The sequence below is a fragment of the Streptomyces sp. Je 1-4 4N24 genome, assembly GCF_026239515.1.
In the GTDB taxonomy this organism is placed as follows: domain Bacteria; phylum Actinomycetota; class Actinomycetes; order Streptomycetales; family Streptomycetaceae; genus Streptomyces; species Streptomyces nigrescens.
In genome coordinates this window covers 1,630,458-1,645,526 of sequence record NZ_CP110836.1, presented here as the reverse complement: position 1 = coordinate 1,645,526, position 15,069 = coordinate 1,630,458, and the positions used below count along the sequence as shown (strand labels likewise).

Here is a 15,069-nt window from a genome sequence, read left to right as displayed (position 1 = left end):
CGTCAGACCAGCGGCTTGTCGAGCACCGCCCTGGTGTGGCTGAAGGTGTCCAGCGAGTACTCGCCGTGGTAGCGCCCCATCCCGCTCTCGCCGACCCCGCCGAACGGCAGCTCGGGCGCGGTGAGATGGGCGACCGGCAGCCCGAAGGTGAGCGCGCCCGAGGAGGTCTCGGCCAGCAGCCGGCGCTTGGTGTCCTCGGACGCGGTGAACGCGTAGAGCGCCAGCGGTTTGTCCCGTTCGTTGATGAAGGCGATCGCCGCGTCCAGGTCGGGCACCGGCACGATCGGCAGGATCGGGCCGAAGATCTCCTCCTGCATCACCGGTGCGTCGGGGGCGACATCGGCGAGGACGGTGGGCGCCAGATAGCGGGTGGTGCGGTCGTGCGCACCGCCGATGACCGTGCGGCCGCTGTCGAGCAGGGCCGTCAGCCGGTCGAAGTGCCGTTCGTTGACGATCCGTCCGTACTCCTTGGCGCCGGCCGGGTCGGCTCCGTACGTCTCGCGCACCGCCGCGGCGAGATGCGGCTCGATCTCGCGGGCGGTGTCACCGATCGCCAGGACGTAGTCGGGTGCCACACAGGTCTGGCCGGCGTTGAGGAACTTGCCGGTCACCAGCCGCCGGGCGGCCGCGGCCAGATCGGTGCCCGGGTCGAGGACGACCGGGCTCTTGCCGCCCAGCTCCAGGGTGACCGGGGTCAGATGCGGTGCGGCGGCGGTCAGCACGATCCGGCCGACGGTGCCGTTGCCGGTGTAGAAGATGTGGTCGAAGCGCTGGGCCAGCAGGGCGGTGGTCTCCGGGACGGCGCCCTCGACGACGGCCACCGCGTCGCTGTCCAGATAGCGCGGCAGCAGCCGGGCCAGGGCGGCCGAGGTGGCGGGGGCGAGTTCGCTGGGCTTGACGACGGCGCAGTTGCCCGCGGCCAGCGCGCCGACGAGCGGGGCGAGCGCCAGTTGCAGCGGATAGTTCCAGGGCGCGATCACCAGGACGACGCCGAGCGGTTCCCGGACCGTCCGTGCGGTGGCCGGGAGCAGTCGCTCGGGCAGCTCCGCGGGCCGCGGCTCCAGCCAGTCGTCGAGCCGGTCCAGGGTGTGGTCGATCTCGTGGAGGGTGAAGCCGATCTCCGTGCGATAGGCCTCCTCGGGGCCCTTGCCGAGGTCTTCGGCGAGCGCGGCGAGGAGGTCGTCGCGGTGGTCGGTGAGCAGGGTGCGCAGGGCCGCCAGCTGGCCGCGCCGCCATTCCGGGGAGGTGGTGCGGTGGGTGGTGAAGGTGCGGCGGAGCCGGTCGACGACGGCGGCGGCGTCCAGGTCGGTGGTGTGGGTCTGAGGAGCCATGACGCCGAGGCTACACGAAACGAAAATATTTCGTTTCGTAATGCTGGCCGGTAGACTCCGGGTGTGGCCGAACGCACCGACAGCAACCAGACCGCGCCCCCCGAGGGGCAGCCCGCCCGCGGCAGGCCGCGGGACGCCGAGCGCGACCGGGCACTGCTGGCGGCCACCCTCCAGGTCCTGCAGGAGAGCGGCTACGGCGGACTGACCACCGCGGCCGTCGCCAAGCGGGCCGGGGTGTCCACCGCGACCCTCTACCGCCGCTGGCGCTCCAAGGAAGATCTGGTCGTGGGCACCGCCGTCAGCTGGGCGAGCGACCTCGGCCCGCAGCCGGACACCGGCAGCCTCAAGGGCGACCTCGCCGTCCTGCTCCGGGACAAGGCGGAAACGCTGGAGGGCCCCGGCGGACGGCTGCTGCACATCCTGATCGGCGAGGCCGCGCACAATGAGGCGCTGGCCCGGGTCCTGGACTCCGCGATCGTCCAGCCGGTCCGCGACCGGGCCGCCGATGTGGTGCGCCGCGCGGTCGCCCGCGGCGACATCCCGCCGCTGGAGAATGCCCATGTGCTGGCCGATCTCGTCGTGGGCTCCATGGTCAGCCGCCTCTTCCTGACCCCCGATGTGACGTACCAGGGCGCTACGGACGGCCCCACCTCCGGTGAGGCGGCGATCAGCGAACTCCTCCCGTTCCTGCTGCGCGCCCTGGGGCACGGCCCGGCTGAGGAGCCGGGGTGAGGCCGCCCTGGCGGCGCGCTGCACCGGGAGCCGCGGCCGCCCGTCCCGCTCCGCGGGGTCTCAGCGGACCGCAGCGATACGGGTGAGGGCCTCGGTGAGCGTCCGCGGTGCGCAGCCGAAGTTCAGCCGCGCGAAGCCGTGGCCGGAAGGGCCGTAGCGGTGAGCGGCGTTGAGGGCGACCCGGCGCCGGCAAGGAGGTGCGCGGTGGGGTCGTCGCCCCAGCCGAGCGCGCGGAAGTCGAGCCAGGCCAGAAAGCCTGCCTGCGGCTGCCGGTAGCCGCGCTGACCACGCCGGCCAGCCCTGCTCCGCCCGGTCGCCGCGAGCCTCGTACGCCATTTCGGTGACCGTCCGCGCGACCGTGGAATGAACCCCGGCCGTCACGCGTTGTAGCGGATCATGAAGGCAATCATCGCAAAGAGCTACGGCGGCCCCGAGGTCCTCGAATACACCGACCACCCCGATCCGAAGGTGGGCCCGGACTCGTTCCTGATCCGGGTCAAGGCGGCCGGCGTCAATCCGGTGGACTGGAAGATCCTCGCGGGCTATCTGGACCCGATGATGGACGGCCACTTCCCGCTCATCCCCGGCTGGGACGTGGCGGGCGTGGTCGAGGCGGTCGGCGCGGACGCCACCGAGTACGCGATCGGCGACGAGGTCATCGGCTATGTCCGCAAGGACGAGGTCCAGCACGGCACCTTCGCCGAGCTGGTCGCCGCACCGGTCAGGACCCTGGCACGCAAGCCGGCATCGCTCAGCTGGCAGCAGGCCGCCGGGCTTCCGCTCGCCGGACTGACGGCCTATCAGGCGCTCGGCCGGGTGGGGGTGACGGCTGGCGAGACCGTTCTGGTCCATGCCGCCGCGGGCGGTGTCGGCTCGCTCGCCGTCCAGATCGCGGTCGCGCAGGGAGCGCGCGTCATCGGCACGGCCGGCGAGCACAATCATGAGTTCCTGCGGTCCCTGGGCGCCGAACCGGTCACGTACGGTGACGGTCTCGCCGGCCGGGTGCGCGAGCTGGCGCCCGAAGGCGTCGATGCGGCCGTGGACTTCGTCGGCGGTGGCGTCGTTGACGTCTCGCAGGAACTGCTCAAGGACCGCAGCCGGGTGGCCTCCATCGCCGACGGCGAGGTGAAGGCGAAGGGCGGCCACATGGTGTGGGTCCGCCCCGACACCGCCGACCTGACGGCTCTCGGCGCGCTCGCGGACGCCGGCAAGCTGACGGTGCCGGTCGCCGCGGCCTTCCCCCTGACCGAAACGGCCGAGGCATTCCGGCAGAGCATGACGGGGCGGACCCGCGGCAAGATCGTGCTGGACGTGTCCTGAGGCGGGGGGTGTTACCCGGCCATGGAGTGAGCCGGGCTGTTCGAGGCGACGGCGCCCGGCCCGGCTCCGCGGGCGGGGGGCCGCACCGTCGTCCGCTGGGGGCACCAGCGCCCTGACCCCTCCGCATGCTCACCAACTCGCCTTGCGGAGACCGACAGGGCCAGGCGTGGCCACCGATGCCGCACGGTCACAGGCCCGTCGGTCACAGGCCCGTCGGTCACAGGCCCGTCGCTCACAGGCTCGTCGCTCACAAGCCCGTCGGGCTCAGCTGCAGAGGGCGGCGTCGAGGAGGGCCAGGACATCGCCGGGGCCCTCCTCGGTGGGCGGTCCGTCGGCGGTGACGGCGACCGTGACGGCGCGGCCGTCATCGGTGACACCGGTGCGTGTGGCGTAGCCGGGGATGTCCCCGCCATGCCCCCACGACCGGCCACCGCAGCTCAGCGGCGCGCTGGTCACGCCCAGCCCGTACCGGACGCCGGGCCCGATCCCGGCACTCTCGGGGACCTTGACGGTGGTGCGCATCTGGGCGAGCTGAGCGGGCTTGAGCAGCTCGCCGTCGAGCAGGGCGGTGAAGAAGCGGTTCAGGTCGCTCGGGGTGGAGATGACCTGTCCGGCGGCCCAGCCCCAGGACGGGTCCAACTCCGTGATGTTCTCCAGCGGTCTGCCGGGCTTCACGGCGAAGTAGCCCTGAGGGTGCGCTTCCCGGATGCCCTCGTCGCCCACGCCGGGGAAGTAGGTGTGACGCAGCCCGATCCGGTCGATGACCCGCCGCGTGAGCTGCTCGGCGAGCGGGCGGCCGGTGACCTTCTCGATGAGCAGCCCGGCCAGGAGGTAGTTGGTGTTGCTGTACGCCCAGTCGGTTCCGGGAGCGAACACCGCCTTGTGCGCCAGCGCCGTGTCGAGCAGGGTGCGGGGCCGGACGTAGGTGTGGCGGGCCCTGCCGGTGGGGTCAGCGATGAAGTCGGTGTAGTCGGGCAGTCCACTGGTGTGCTGCAGCAGCTGACGTACCGTGATGCGGCGACCGTCGATGCCCTCGCCTCGCACCAGGCCCGGCAGATACCGCTCGACGGGGGCGTCGAGAGCGACCTTGTCTTCGCCGGCCAGCTGGAGGACGACCGTGGCGGTGAACGCCTTGGTGTTGCTCCCCGCCCGCACCTGCCCGTCGACCGGCACCTTCGCCCCGGTCCGCAAGTCCGCGACACCGGCGGTGAAGTGGCGGGCGCGGCCGTCACGGCCGATGGTGGAGGCCAGGGCGGCGGGGTACCGGTCCTCGTACACCAGACGGTCCAGCCCCTTCCGCACGGCATCACCGGCCCCATCAGCCTGCGTCGCGGACGACGGCAGTGCGCCGCCCACGGCCAGAGCGGCAGCCATCACGGCACCCATCGCGATCACCCTCCGCCGCCCGGACGCCGAGACACGCACACACCGCACCCGACGAGAACGATCGAGCATGGGGACCCTCCTTGTGCACCCTGCTGGGCACCTCGCGCATCCGACCCGTTCAGCCTGCGCATTCGCGATCCACTGAACCGTCCGGACAGCAGGCCCATGCACTGTAGAGGCAGCCCCCCGGACCTCGCGCATCCATTCACCGCCGCCTCACCAGCCTCACCAGCCTCACCCGCCTCCCCCGCCGCATTCCCGTAGATGTTCTTCAGGGTCCCCTGGCATGATCACGGCGTGACCAGTGAGATGGTGCAGCCCGACCCCAGGAAGTGCGTTCTCCTCGATGTCGACGGCACGTTGATCGACGCCGTGGACAACCAGCGCCGGGTCTGGGCAACGTGGGCCGGGCGATACGGATTGGACGCGGCGGAGGTCTACCGGGTGGCGCTGCGGACGCGGCCGTTGGAGACCTTCGCGAGAGTGGTTCCGGACCAGGATCCACGGGAGTGCCTGGCGGCGCTGCACACGTTGGAGGACGAGGACGTCCGGTCCGGCGTCTACGCGGCCTTCGACGGTGCGTCGGAGCTGCTGGGTGCTCTGCCGTCGGAGGCGTGGGCGCTCGTGACCTCCAACTACGAGCACCGGGTGCGCGGGCGATTCGCCCGGACCGGTCTGCCGGTCCCGCCCGTCATCGTGGATGCCGCGGCGGTGGAAGAGGGCAAACCCTCGCCCGTGCCCTACCTCCTGGCCGCCGAGCAGCTCGGTGCCCGACCCGAGGACTGCCTGGTCATCGAGGACGCCCCGTCCGGAGTCGAAGCAGGGCTTCGGGCCGGCATGACGGTGTGGGGCGTCAACACCGCGGCTGCGGTGGCCGGTGTGCACCGTCACTTCACGAGCCTGCGCGAAGCGGTCCCCGACATCCTCGCCTTCGCCCGGCCGGTGGGGGCAACCGGAGCGGGATGAGCACCGGGGAACTCACCTACGTGACCCAGACCGGGCATCGCCTACGACCACCGACCAGGACATGGGAATTGCTCGTCCTAGGCCTCCCCGTCCTGCTTCCGGTCGACGTACTCGAAGACCGAACCGTCCGGGTGGCGGGCCACCAGGTTGCGGCCGATCGGCGTGGACAGGGGGCCGGCGATGATGTCCGCGCCGACCGCCTTCAGGTCGGCCACCGCATCGTCCACGTCCTTGACGGCGAGCGTCGCGGTGATCTTCCGCAGCACCGACAACTCCGCCTCGGGGCCGCTCATCAGGAAGAAGCACCCGACGGCCGCGACCGCCACCCCGCCGCGCTGGAAGCGGATGGCCTCGGCCCCGGTCAGCCGTTCGTAGACGCCGATCGCGGAATCCAGATCGCTGACGCACACCCGCAATGAGGTCCCCAGAATGTCCATACGGACCACCCTAGTTGGGGGCCTGCCGGTACGCGATCACTTGGCCATGATCAGACCGCTCTTCGCCGCGCCCCGGGACAGCACGATGTCCCGGATGCTGTCCCGGGCCCGTGCGTAGTCGCTGCGTCCGGGCTGCGCGGCCAGCGCCGCGTTGAGGTTCACGACCCGGAAACCGTCGTTGACGTCGGTGAGTTGGGGGAGGAACTCCGCCTTGCGGACCGTCCAGCGCCCGCCGGGAGCGGTCGGTCCGGCGAAGGTGAAGCGGGCCATCGAGCTCTGGTTGCCGCGGCCGTCCGGCCGGTCGCTGTGGTTGAACATATGGCCCGCGAGCTGGTCGCCCATCCCGTAGACGACCCAGGTGCCGTTGACCTTCTCGTAGGCCTGCGGGACATGTGCATGGGTGCCCAGGATCAGATCGATGTCGGGCCGTCCCGCGGTGCGTGCGGCGGTCAGCGCGCGGGCCAGGGTGCGCTGTTGTTCGTCCGGCGGCTGCTGCCACTCCGTGCCCCAGTGGATGCTGACGACCACCACATCCGCACCGGCCCGGCGGGCCGCGCGGGCATCGGCGAGGATCTTCTTCCGGTCGATCAGATTGACCGCCCAGGGCGCCTTGCCGGGCAGCGGGATGCCATTGGTGCCGTAGGTGTACGAGAGCTGGGCGACCTTCGCGGGGCCGGCCCGCAGCAGCGTGACCCGGGAGGCCTCGGTGGCGGAGCGGGCCGAGCCGGCATGGCGCAGACCGACCGCGTCCATGGCGCCGAGGGTGCGGTGCACCCCGTCGGCGCCGTCGTCGAGGGTGTGATTGGAAGCGGTGGAGCAGGAGTCGTAGCCGGCGTCCTTGAGGGCGGCGGCTACCTGGGGCGGGGACTTGAAGCTGGGGTAGCCGGTGAACGGCCCGCTGTCCCTGCCGTAGATCGTCTCCATATGGCAGATCGCCATGTCGGCGCTGGCGACCACCGGTTTCACCCCGGCGAACATGGCGCGGAAGTCATGGCCCTTGCCGTGCGCATCGGCGCCGGACCGCCGGATGATCTCGCTGTGCGGCAGCACATCGCCGGTGGCCAGGAGGGTGAAGCCGGCCGCGGCGGAGGCGCGCGCGCCGCCCGGCGGGGCGGGCGGCGCGGAGCGTGCGGGGCCAGCGGACTGCTGGGTGCCGCAGCCCGCCGCCAGGAGAGTCAGCGCCGCTATCGCGGCCAGGCGTCGTTGTGGGGTCACGCCCCATCCATACCGGGATTAATAGGATTTATCTGCCGGGGAGAGGGTGTGGCTGGGCCGTCGGAGGGATGGGTGGAGGGATGCGCGGAGGGGTGGCTCGCGGAGGGACGGGCCGGTTGGGGCGTCCGCGGAGGGCCAGACGGTTCGCGGAGGGCCGGGCCGACCGGCGGCTCATGGCCGCGGGGTCGCGGGGCCGCGGGACTGCCGGACCGCGGGGCCACGCGGCCGGTGTCGGGGTGAACGGTCCGTCAGCGCCGGGCAGGGGGTGCCGTGGTCAGACGCGGCAGAGGATCTCGCCGTGCAGGACGCCGAACCAGCCGTCCTCGTCGGTGCCCCAGGTCCGCCAGGCCTGCGCGATCCGGTGCAGCTGCTCCGCTGTGGCGTGCCCGCCGTCCACCGCGATCTGTGCGTAGGAGGAGCTGACCGTACGGTCCGCCCACAGCTCGCTCCACCAGGTCCGCTCCTCGGGCCTGCGGAAGAGCCAGGTGGCGGCCGTGGCGGTGATCGCGTCCGGGGCGAAACCCGCCTGCCGCGCCCAGGCCTGCAGCCGGCGTCCGGCGTCCGGCTCGCCCCCGTTGGCGCGGGCCACCCGCTGGTACAGGCGCTGCCAGTCGGCCATCCCGTCGCTCTCCGGGTACCAGGTCATCGCCGCGTAGTCCGAATCGCGGACGGCGACGATGCCGCCCGGCCTGGTGACCCGGCGCATCTCGCGCAGCGCCTGGACGGGGTCGCCCACGTGCTGCAGGACTTGATGGGCGTGCACCACACAGAAGGTGTCATCGGGGTAGTCCAGTGCGTGGACATCCCCGACCGCGAAGCGGACGTTGGTCAGCCCGCGGGCGGCGGCCGTGGCGCGCGCCCGCTCCAGGACGTCCGGCGCGTACTCCAGGCCGGTGACCTGCCCGTCCGGCACCAGCGCGGCCAGATCGGCGGTGATGGTGCCGGGGCCGCAGCCGATGTCCAGGATCTGCATGTGTGGACGCAGTGCGCCGAGCAGGTATCCGGCCGAGTTGGCGGCGGTGCGCCAGGTGTGGGAGCGCAGTACGGACTCGTGGTGGCCATGGGTGTAGACGGCGGATTCCTGCGGCATGGTCGCTCCTTCGCATGCGTCGGAGGGCGGCCGGGCGGCGCACGACAGCACCCCCGGCCGCCGCCCGGGCGACCGCTCGCACCGCGCTGCGGGCGCCCCTCGGCGTGGTGTCCAACCGTACGCCGCTATCCCGAATGATGAGAGTGGGATCTCATCATTCGGGCAGCAGGCGATAGACCGTCAGCGCCTCGTTCTGCTTCTCCAGCGTCAACTCGCTCGGTGCATGGGCCACTTCACCGTCGAAGGCCAGTGTGGTGCCCTCCGGGAGATCACTGATCCGCAGCCGGGACAGCCGCGCCTCACCGAGTACCGGAGAGCTGCGCGGGGTGCCCGTCAGGGCCGCGAGGAGCAGCCGGGTGCGGGCCAGCCGGCCGCCGTGCACCACCCGCACATCGAGCACCCCGTCCGCCAGATCGTGCCGCCGCACCGGTGCGAACCCCAGCCCCCGGTACTGGCAGTTGCCGACGAACAGCAGCCATACGGCGCGCCGCTCGCCATTGATCCGTACGGTCAGCGGCTCGGCGGTGCGCAGCACCTCCCACGCCGCCAGCACCCCGGCGGGCCAGGCGCCGATCCGGCCCGCCCACCGCTCGCGGATCCGCACCAGCTCCGGATACGCGCCGATCGAGAAGGTGTTGAGGAACTGCCGCCCCTCCAGATGCGGCCCGGCCCGGAAGCGCGCCACATCCACCGCGACGGCCTCACCGGACTCCACGGCGCGTGCCGCCGCCGCATAGGTCTCGATGCCCAGGTCGTAAGCGAAGTGGTTCAGCGTGCCGCCGGGCAGCACCGCGAGCGGCAGCCCGTGCCGTACCGCGACCGCCGCCGCGGCATTGACGGTGCCGTCCCCGCCGAGCACCCCCAGCGCACCGCCCAGTGCCCTGGCCCGCTCCGCGGCGTCTTCCAGGGCCTTGTCCAGCGACGGCCCGTCCGGTTCGCCGCACACCGTCACCTCGGCCTGCGGCAGCACCCCGTGCACCTCCTCGGCCCGGTCCGGGCGGGGGCCGGAACGCTGTCCCGACCTCTGGTTCGCCACCACGACCAGACCGCGGCCACGCGGCAGTGCGGGCGCCTCCGCGCGCGGCCGGGCGGGCGGCGCCAGCTGGGCGCGGGTCGGTGCGAAACCGCGCACCGCGAACGCCGCGCCGGCCCCCAGTGCGGCACCCGCCAGCACATCACCCGGATAGTGCACGCCCGTATAGACGCGGGAGAACGCCACCGACGCGGCGACCGGCGCCAGCGCCAGCCCCCACCACTTGTTCTCCATGGCCACACCGGTCGCGAAGGCCACCGCCGAAGCCGAGTGCCCGGAAGGGAAGGACGAGGTGAAGGGCTGGCGGTGCAGCTGCCGTATCACCGGCACCGCGTCCAGCAGCGGCCGCTGCCGCCGTACGGAGCGCTTGCCGAGGGTGTTCACCGCAGCCGACGCCACGGCCAGCGAGGCCACTCCGCGCAGCGCGGCCCGACGCATCGGCCGGCCGCCCAGCGCGGCCGCACCGGCCGCGAGGCCGAACCACAGCAGCCCGTGGTTGGCGCTCCGGGTCAGCCGGGGCAGCACCCGCTGCGCGCCCGGCCATTCGCGCGTGGCGATCAGGTCAAAGGTCCGCCGGTCGAGATGGGTCAGTAGCGATCGCATGCGCCACCTTGTACCCCACACGGCCCGGAACAGGCAGGATCCCGCCGCGGAGGGCCCCGCGCGCGGCGCAGCGGAGCGTCCGGAGCCACGGAGATCGGGGAGGCACCCCCTGGCGGCCAACGGGCTGCCGGCCCCCCCCGCCGGCCGTGCTTCCATGCCCGGATGATCAGAAGACGTCACGACAGCGACCTCGACGCCTGTGTGGCCGTCCTGGCAGAGGTGCACACGCACAACGGCTATCCGCACCACTGGCCGGACGATCCGGCGCGCTGGCTGACCCCCGACGGGCTGACCGCCGCCTGGGTCGCCGAGACGGACGGCACGGTCACCGGCCATGCGGCGCTGTGCGGCCCCGAGGTCAGTCGGCTCTATGTCGCCCCCACCGCCCGCGGTGCGGGCCTCGGCGGACGGCTGCTGCGTGCCGTCGAGGCGGAGGCGGCGGCCCGCGGACTGCGGCCCGTACTGGAGGTGAAGACCACCGACACCACGGCCATCGCCCTCTACGAGCGGCTGGGCTGGCGGCGCCGCGGCACCGAGCGGCAGGACTGGGGCACCGGCGAGGTGGTCACGGTGCATCGCTACGAGGCGCGCCCGGCGCATTGAGCGCCGGTACCACCCTCCGCTGACGTGTCGCCCGCCGTCGCCACCCCCGTGATCTGCCAAGGTGGACGGGGCCGCCCTTCATGTGATGGGCCCACGATCGACCCGCCGTCGTGGAGTGGAGGAACGGATGCAGCGGACCGCCCCGGATCCGCGGCCTGAGCCGGACCCGGATCCGCCGGTGGGCCTGCCGGTCCTCCCGGAACTCGCCGCCCACCTCGCCGCGGCCGCCGACCGCACCGAACCCGAGCCCTTGGGCGGCGCTGCGCCGCTGCGCACCGCCGCCTGCGGCTACTGGGAACGCCGCGGCCTGGTCACCACCCCCGACCGGGTGCTCGCCGCCCCCGGGGCGCCGACCCTGCTCCTCGCGCTGTACGCCGCGGCCGGCGGCGCCGTGGTGCTGCCGCGGCCCTGCTCCGCGTCGTACGCACCCCCCGCCCGGCTGCTCGGCCGGCCGGTGCACCTCGCCCCCGTACCGGCCGAATCGGGCGGGGTGCCCGACCCGTTCGCGCTGCTGGAGACCGTCCGCCGGGCCCGGATGCACGGCGACACCCCCCGCGTGCTGGTCCTGTCCGTCGCCGACGACCCGACCGGCACCTGTCCCGCGCCGGAGCAGATGCACGAGGTCTGTGAGGCGGCGGCGGACGAAGGGCTGTGGGTCATCAGCGACGAGAGCCGCCGCGATCTGCTGCACGATCCGCATGACACCGTGGTGCTCAGCCCCGCCGAGATGCTGCCCGACGGGGTCGTGGTGCTCACCGACCTGCGGGCCACGCTGGTGCCCGACTCCTGGCCCGCCGCGCTGGCCCGCTTCCCCGGCACCGACCGGGGAGCCGTCCTCCAGGCAGCCGTGCTGGACGCGCTCGCCGCGGTCGGTACACCGCTTCCGGGGCCGCTCGGCTGCGCCGTCACCCATGCGCTCGGCGAGCCCGACGAGGTGCGCGCCAGGACGGCCACCGTCGCCCGGGTGTACGGCGTGCTCGCCGCGGCGCTCCACCACACCGTCACCGAGGCCGGTGCCGTCTGCCGTCCCCCGCACTCCGGCAGCCATCTGTACGCCGACTTCGAGCCGCTGCGCCGGCCCCTCGGGGCCCGTGGGATCGTGGAATCCCACGCGCTGGAACGGAAGTTGGCGCCCTGGGCGGCGCGCGGCGGACACCACTTCGGTGACGCGCCGGGCGCGCTGCGGGTACGGCTCGGCGTCGAGGCGCTGCTGGGCGCCGACCGGGAGCAGCGGGGGCGCGCCCTGGCGGCCCCCGATCCGCTGGAACTCCCGCACATCACCGAGGTGTTGACCGCCCTGTCCCGCGCACTGGCCGGGCTCACGACATCTGCGGACGGCTGACCGCCGCCCGGCGCCCGCCCGCGCCCCGCCTCATCCCGAACCCGCCCCGGTTCTGTCCACCGAATGGAGCCCCTCGATGACCGAACAGACCGAGCGCTCCCTCGCCGAGCAGCCCCCCGACACCGAGCAGCCCCCCGACACCGAGCGGCTCCCCGACACCGAGAGGCTCCCGCCCGCCGCACCCGGCGAGGCCGCCGAACGGGGCGGGGGAGCGGGCCACACCCCGGGCCCGGCCACCGGACAGGCCCCCGGACAGGCCACCACGGACGCGCCCGTCCTCCCGCAAGCCACCACGGACGCGCCCGTCCTCCCGCGGGCCACCCCGCCCCCGCTCACCGCACCCCGCCCGCTGGGCGAACCCCGCACCTGGCCGCGGGACTTCACCCACCGGCTGACCGCGCCGCTGCCCGGTGTCCGCGCCCTGGCCCGGATCGCCCGGGAGGGCAAACTGCGCCCGCCGCCCGAGACGCTCGCCGAGATCCAGCAACTCCCCTTCGCACCGGGCCCGATGCCGGCTGTCGACACCACCACCCTCGCCCTCACCTGGGCCGGGCACGCCAGCTGGATCATCCGGATCGGCGGGCTGACCGTACTGACCGACCCGGTCTGGTCCCGCAAGATCCTCGGCACGCCCGCCCGGGTCACCCCCGTCGGCGTCCGCTGGGAAGACCTGCCGCCGGTCGATGCCGTCGTCATCAGCCACAACCACTACGACCACCTCGACGCCCCGACCCTCAAGCGGCTGCCGCGGCACACCCCGCTGCTGCTCCCCGCCGGACTGGCGCCCTGGGCCCGCCGGCGCGGCTTCACCCGGGTCACCGATCTCGACTGGTGGGAGGCGGTCGAACTGCCCGCCCCCGGGGGCCCCGTACGCCTCGACTTCGTCCCCGCCCACCACTGGAGCAAGCGGACCCTGACCGACACCTGCCGCTCCCTGTGGGGCGGCTGGCTGCTGACCGCGCCCGACGGGCGGCGGATCCACTTCGCCGGGGACACCGGCTACGGCCACTGGTTCGAGGAGATCGGCCGCCGCTACCCCGGCATCGACCTGGCACTGCTGCCCATCGGCGCCTACGACCCGCGCTGGATGCTGCGGCCGGTGCACACCGACCCGGAGGAGGCGGTCAAGGCCTGTCAGGACCTGGGCGCCCGCGCCCTGGCCCCGATGCACTGGTCGACCTTTCTGCTCTCCGGCGAGCCGCCCCTGGAACCGCTGCACCGGGTCCGCGCCGCCTGGGCCGCCACCGGACGCCCCCGCGCGGACCTCTGGGATCTGCCCGTCGGCGCCTCCCGGGTGCTGGCCGCGCACTGAGCGGATGCCGGCCGCAGGCTGAGCGGGTGCCGCCGCGCACTGAGCGCGTCCGCGGACCGGAACGGGCGGACGCGGGCGGGACTTGGGGCTCTACGCCCGGCCCTCGCCGCGGGCCGGTCCGAGGCGCCGCCAGGCGGCCGGCGCCGCCGCGATCACCACGGTCAGGACGATCGCCATGGCCACGCCCTGCCACGCACTGCGGAACAGTGAGCCGCTCAGCAGCCCGATGAGCTGATACGTCGCCGCCCACGCCAGACACGCCGGAACATCGCCACGGACGAACCGCCGCAGCGGCATCGCCGCGAGCAGACACGCCAGCATGACCGGGATCCGCCCGGCCGGCACCAACCGGGACAGCACCAGTACCAGGACGCCGTGCTCCCGCAGCTTGTGCTGCGCCTGGGCCAGCCGCTCCGGCGCGGCGCGGGCGCGCAGCCGTGCCAGCCAGCGCGAACCGTGGGGGGAGTGGCTGCCGCGCCGCCCGAGCGAATAGAGCCCCACATCGCCGAGGAACGCTGCGGAAGATGCCACCACGAAGACCATCAGCAGGGCGAACGGCGAGGTGTGATGGAAGGCGACCACCGCCGCCGAGCTGACCAGTGCCCCCGTCGGCACCACGGGCACCAGCGACCCGAGCACCACCAGCAGGAACAGCGACGGATAGCCGACCACCTGCTGCGTCGACTCCGGCGGCACGCTCGGCACCAGCTCACCGAAGAGCGTCATCACACGACCTTCGGCCGGACCGACTCGCCGTGCCCGAGCCGGTGCACCGTCACCTCCGGCGCCAGCAGCGCCATCTGCCGCTCGAACTCCTGGCCCGGCGCATGGAATTCATGCGGCCGTACGGCATCCATCCCGATCGGCCAGTACGTGCCGTAGTGCACCGGGACCGCGCAGCCCGGCGCCAGCCGCACCGCCGCCTGCGCCGCCCGCCGCGCATCGAGATGGCCGTGCCCGAGGAACGGTCCCCAGCCGCCCACCGGCAGCAGCGCCACCTCGCACGGCCCGACCTCCTCCGCCATCTCCTCGAACAGCCCGGTGTCGCCCGCGAAGTACGTCCGGGCCGCGCCCCGTACGACATAGCCGAGCGCGGGCACCCGGCGCGGTCCGTAGGGCAGCCGCCGCCCGTCGTGCGCGGCGGACACCGCACGGACCGTCAGCGCACCGGCCGCGCACTCCTCACCCGCCCGCAGCTCGGTGACCCGCAGCGCACGGGCCGCGGCCACCCGCCGCAGCCCCGGCACCGCGGCCGTCGCCCCGCGCGGCACCACCAGCCGGGTCCCCGGCGCGAGCCGGGCCAGCGAGGCGGGGTGCAGATGGTCGGCGTGCAGATGCGAGACCAGGACGACATCGGCCCGTGCGGCCTCGGCCGGCGGCAGCGCGCCCCGCCGGCGCCGCAGATGGGCCAGCCGGCGCACGAACAGCGGGTCCGTCAGCACCCGCACCCCGGAGTCCTCGACCGTCACAGTGGCATGCCCCCACCAGGTGACCTCCACCGACACCGAGCACCTCCCGTCCTGGACGCGCCGCCCCGTTCCGTGGGCGGCCGTCCCGCTTCCCGTGTGCGCCCTCTCGATCCTCCACCATCCGGCCCGGAAAACGGCCGGCGGGGGAGCGACCGGCCCGGCGCACCGGGTGCCACCGACCCGGCCCCGGGCGCGCCGGCAGAGCCGTATGGGCGTCGCCGAGCGGCGCG

Annotated in this window: 14 protein-coding genes; 6 read left to right on the top strand and 8 right to left on the bottom strand. The window is 73.7% G+C overall.

Annotated features, from left to right (window positions below; genetic code table 11):
• Positions 1–2 precede the first annotated feature (2 nt).
• On the bottom strand, positions 3–1,331 hold the full coding sequence (locus SLV14N_RS06910) for an aldehyde dehydrogenase family protein (protein ID WP_208680218.1): 1,329 nt from the start codon (positions 1,329–1,331) through the stop codon (positions 3–5).
• A 63-nt stretch (positions 1,332–1,394) separates the two neighbouring features.
• Between SLV14N_RS06910 and SLV14N_RS06905 the strand changes: the two genes are divergently transcribed.
• Both SLV14N_RS06905 and SLV14N_RS06900 read left to right on the top strand, forming a co-directional pair.
• Positions 1,395–2,063, top strand: coding sequence for a TetR/AcrR family transcriptional regulator (locus tag SLV14N_RS06905; RefSeq protein WP_263268600.1), 669 nt, complete (start codon positions 1,395–1,397; stop codon positions 2,061–2,063).
• Between the two features lie 396 nt (positions 2,064–2,459).
• On the top strand, positions 2,460–3,383 hold the full coding sequence (locus tag SLV14N_RS06900; protein WP_208680216.1) for an NADP-dependent oxidoreductase: 924 nt from the start codon (positions 2,460–2,462) through the stop codon (positions 3,381–3,383).
• Between the two features lie 264 nt (positions 3,384–3,647).
• On the opposite strand, the gene SLV14N_RS06895 is transcribed toward SLV14N_RS06900, so the two are convergent.
• Positions 3,648–4,838, bottom strand: a complete 1,191-nt coding sequence (locus SLV14N_RS06895) for a serine hydrolase (protein ID WP_263268599.1) — start codon at positions 4,836–4,838, stop codon at positions 3,648–3,650.
• Between the two features lie 228 nt (positions 4,839–5,066).
• Here SLV14N_RS06895 and SLV14N_RS06890 point away from each other — a divergent pair, with 228 nt between their 5' ends.
• Positions 5,067–5,735: an HAD family phosphatase gene (locus SLV14N_RS06890; RefSeq protein ID WP_263268598.1), complete on the top strand. Its 669-nt coding sequence runs from the start codon at positions 5,067–5,069 to the stop codon at positions 5,733–5,735.
• Between the two features lie 77 nt (positions 5,736–5,812).
• Here SLV14N_RS06890 and SLV14N_RS06885 read toward each other — a convergent pair whose 3' ends face one another.
• The 4 genes from SLV14N_RS06885 to SLV14N_RS06870 form a co-directional block, all read right to left on the bottom strand.
• The gene (locus SLV14N_RS06885) at positions 5,813–6,172 is read right to left on the bottom strand and encodes a VOC family protein (RefSeq protein ID WP_208680213.1); all 360 of its coding nucleotides are present in this window, start codon (positions 6,170–6,172) and stop codon (positions 5,813–5,815) included.
• Between the two features lie 36 nt (positions 6,173–6,208).
• Positions 6,209–7,387, bottom strand: coding sequence for a CapA family protein (locus SLV14N_RS06880; RefSeq protein WP_263268597.1), 1,179 nt, complete (start codon positions 7,385–7,387; stop codon positions 6,209–6,211).
• Positions 7,388–7,661: 274 nt separating this feature from the next.
• Positions 7,662–8,477 carry a class I SAM-dependent methyltransferase gene (locus SLV14N_RS06875; RefSeq protein ID WP_263268596.1) on the bottom strand — a complete coding sequence of 272 codons (816 nt, stop codon included), beginning with the start codon at positions 8,475–8,477 and terminating at the stop codon, positions 7,662–7,664.
• Positions 8,478–8,631: 154 nt separating this feature from the next.
• On the bottom strand, positions 8,632–10,113 hold the full coding sequence (locus SLV14N_RS06870) for a phosphatase PAP2 family protein (protein ID WP_208680210.1): 1,482 nt from the start codon (positions 10,111–10,113) through the stop codon (positions 8,632–8,634).
• A 162-nt stretch (positions 10,114–10,275) separates the two neighbouring features.
• Here SLV14N_RS06870 and SLV14N_RS06865 point away from each other — a divergent pair, with 162 nt between their 5' ends.
• From SLV14N_RS06865 to SLV14N_RS06855, 3 genes are all read left to right on the top strand, one after another.
• Positions 10,276–10,716, top strand: coding sequence for a GNAT family N-acetyltransferase (locus tag SLV14N_RS06865; protein ID WP_208680209.1), 441 nt, complete (start codon positions 10,276–10,278; stop codon positions 10,714–10,716).
• A gap of 127 nt (positions 10,717–10,843) precedes the next feature.
• Entirely contained in the window at positions 10,844–12,058 is a 1,215-nt protein-coding gene (locus SLV14N_RS06860) for an aminotransferase class I/II-fold pyridoxal phosphate-dependent enzyme (RefSeq protein WP_263268595.1), read from the top strand.
• Between the two features lie 76 nt (positions 12,059–12,134).
• Entirely contained in the window at positions 12,135–13,370 is a 1,236-nt protein-coding gene (locus SLV14N_RS06855; protein ID WP_263268594.1) for an MBL fold metallo-hydrolase, read from the top strand.
• 90 nt (positions 13,371–13,460) lie between these two features.
• Here the strand turns inward: SLV14N_RS06855 and SLV14N_RS06850 are convergent, their stop codons facing one another.
• Both SLV14N_RS06850 and SLV14N_RS06845 read right to left on the bottom strand, forming a co-directional pair.
• The gene (locus SLV14N_RS06850; protein ID WP_208680206.1) at positions 13,461–14,096 is read right to left on the bottom strand and encodes a DedA family protein; all 636 of its coding nucleotides are present in this window, start codon (positions 14,094–14,096) and stop codon (positions 13,461–13,463) included.
• Positions 14,096–14,875, bottom strand: coding sequence for an MBL fold metallo-hydrolase (locus SLV14N_RS06845; protein WP_208680205.1), 780 nt, complete (start codon positions 14,873–14,875; stop codon positions 14,096–14,098). Before SLV14N_RS06845 ends, SLV14N_RS06850 begins: the two co-directional genes overlap by 1 nt.
• Positions 14,876–15,069 lie beyond the last annotated feature (194 nt).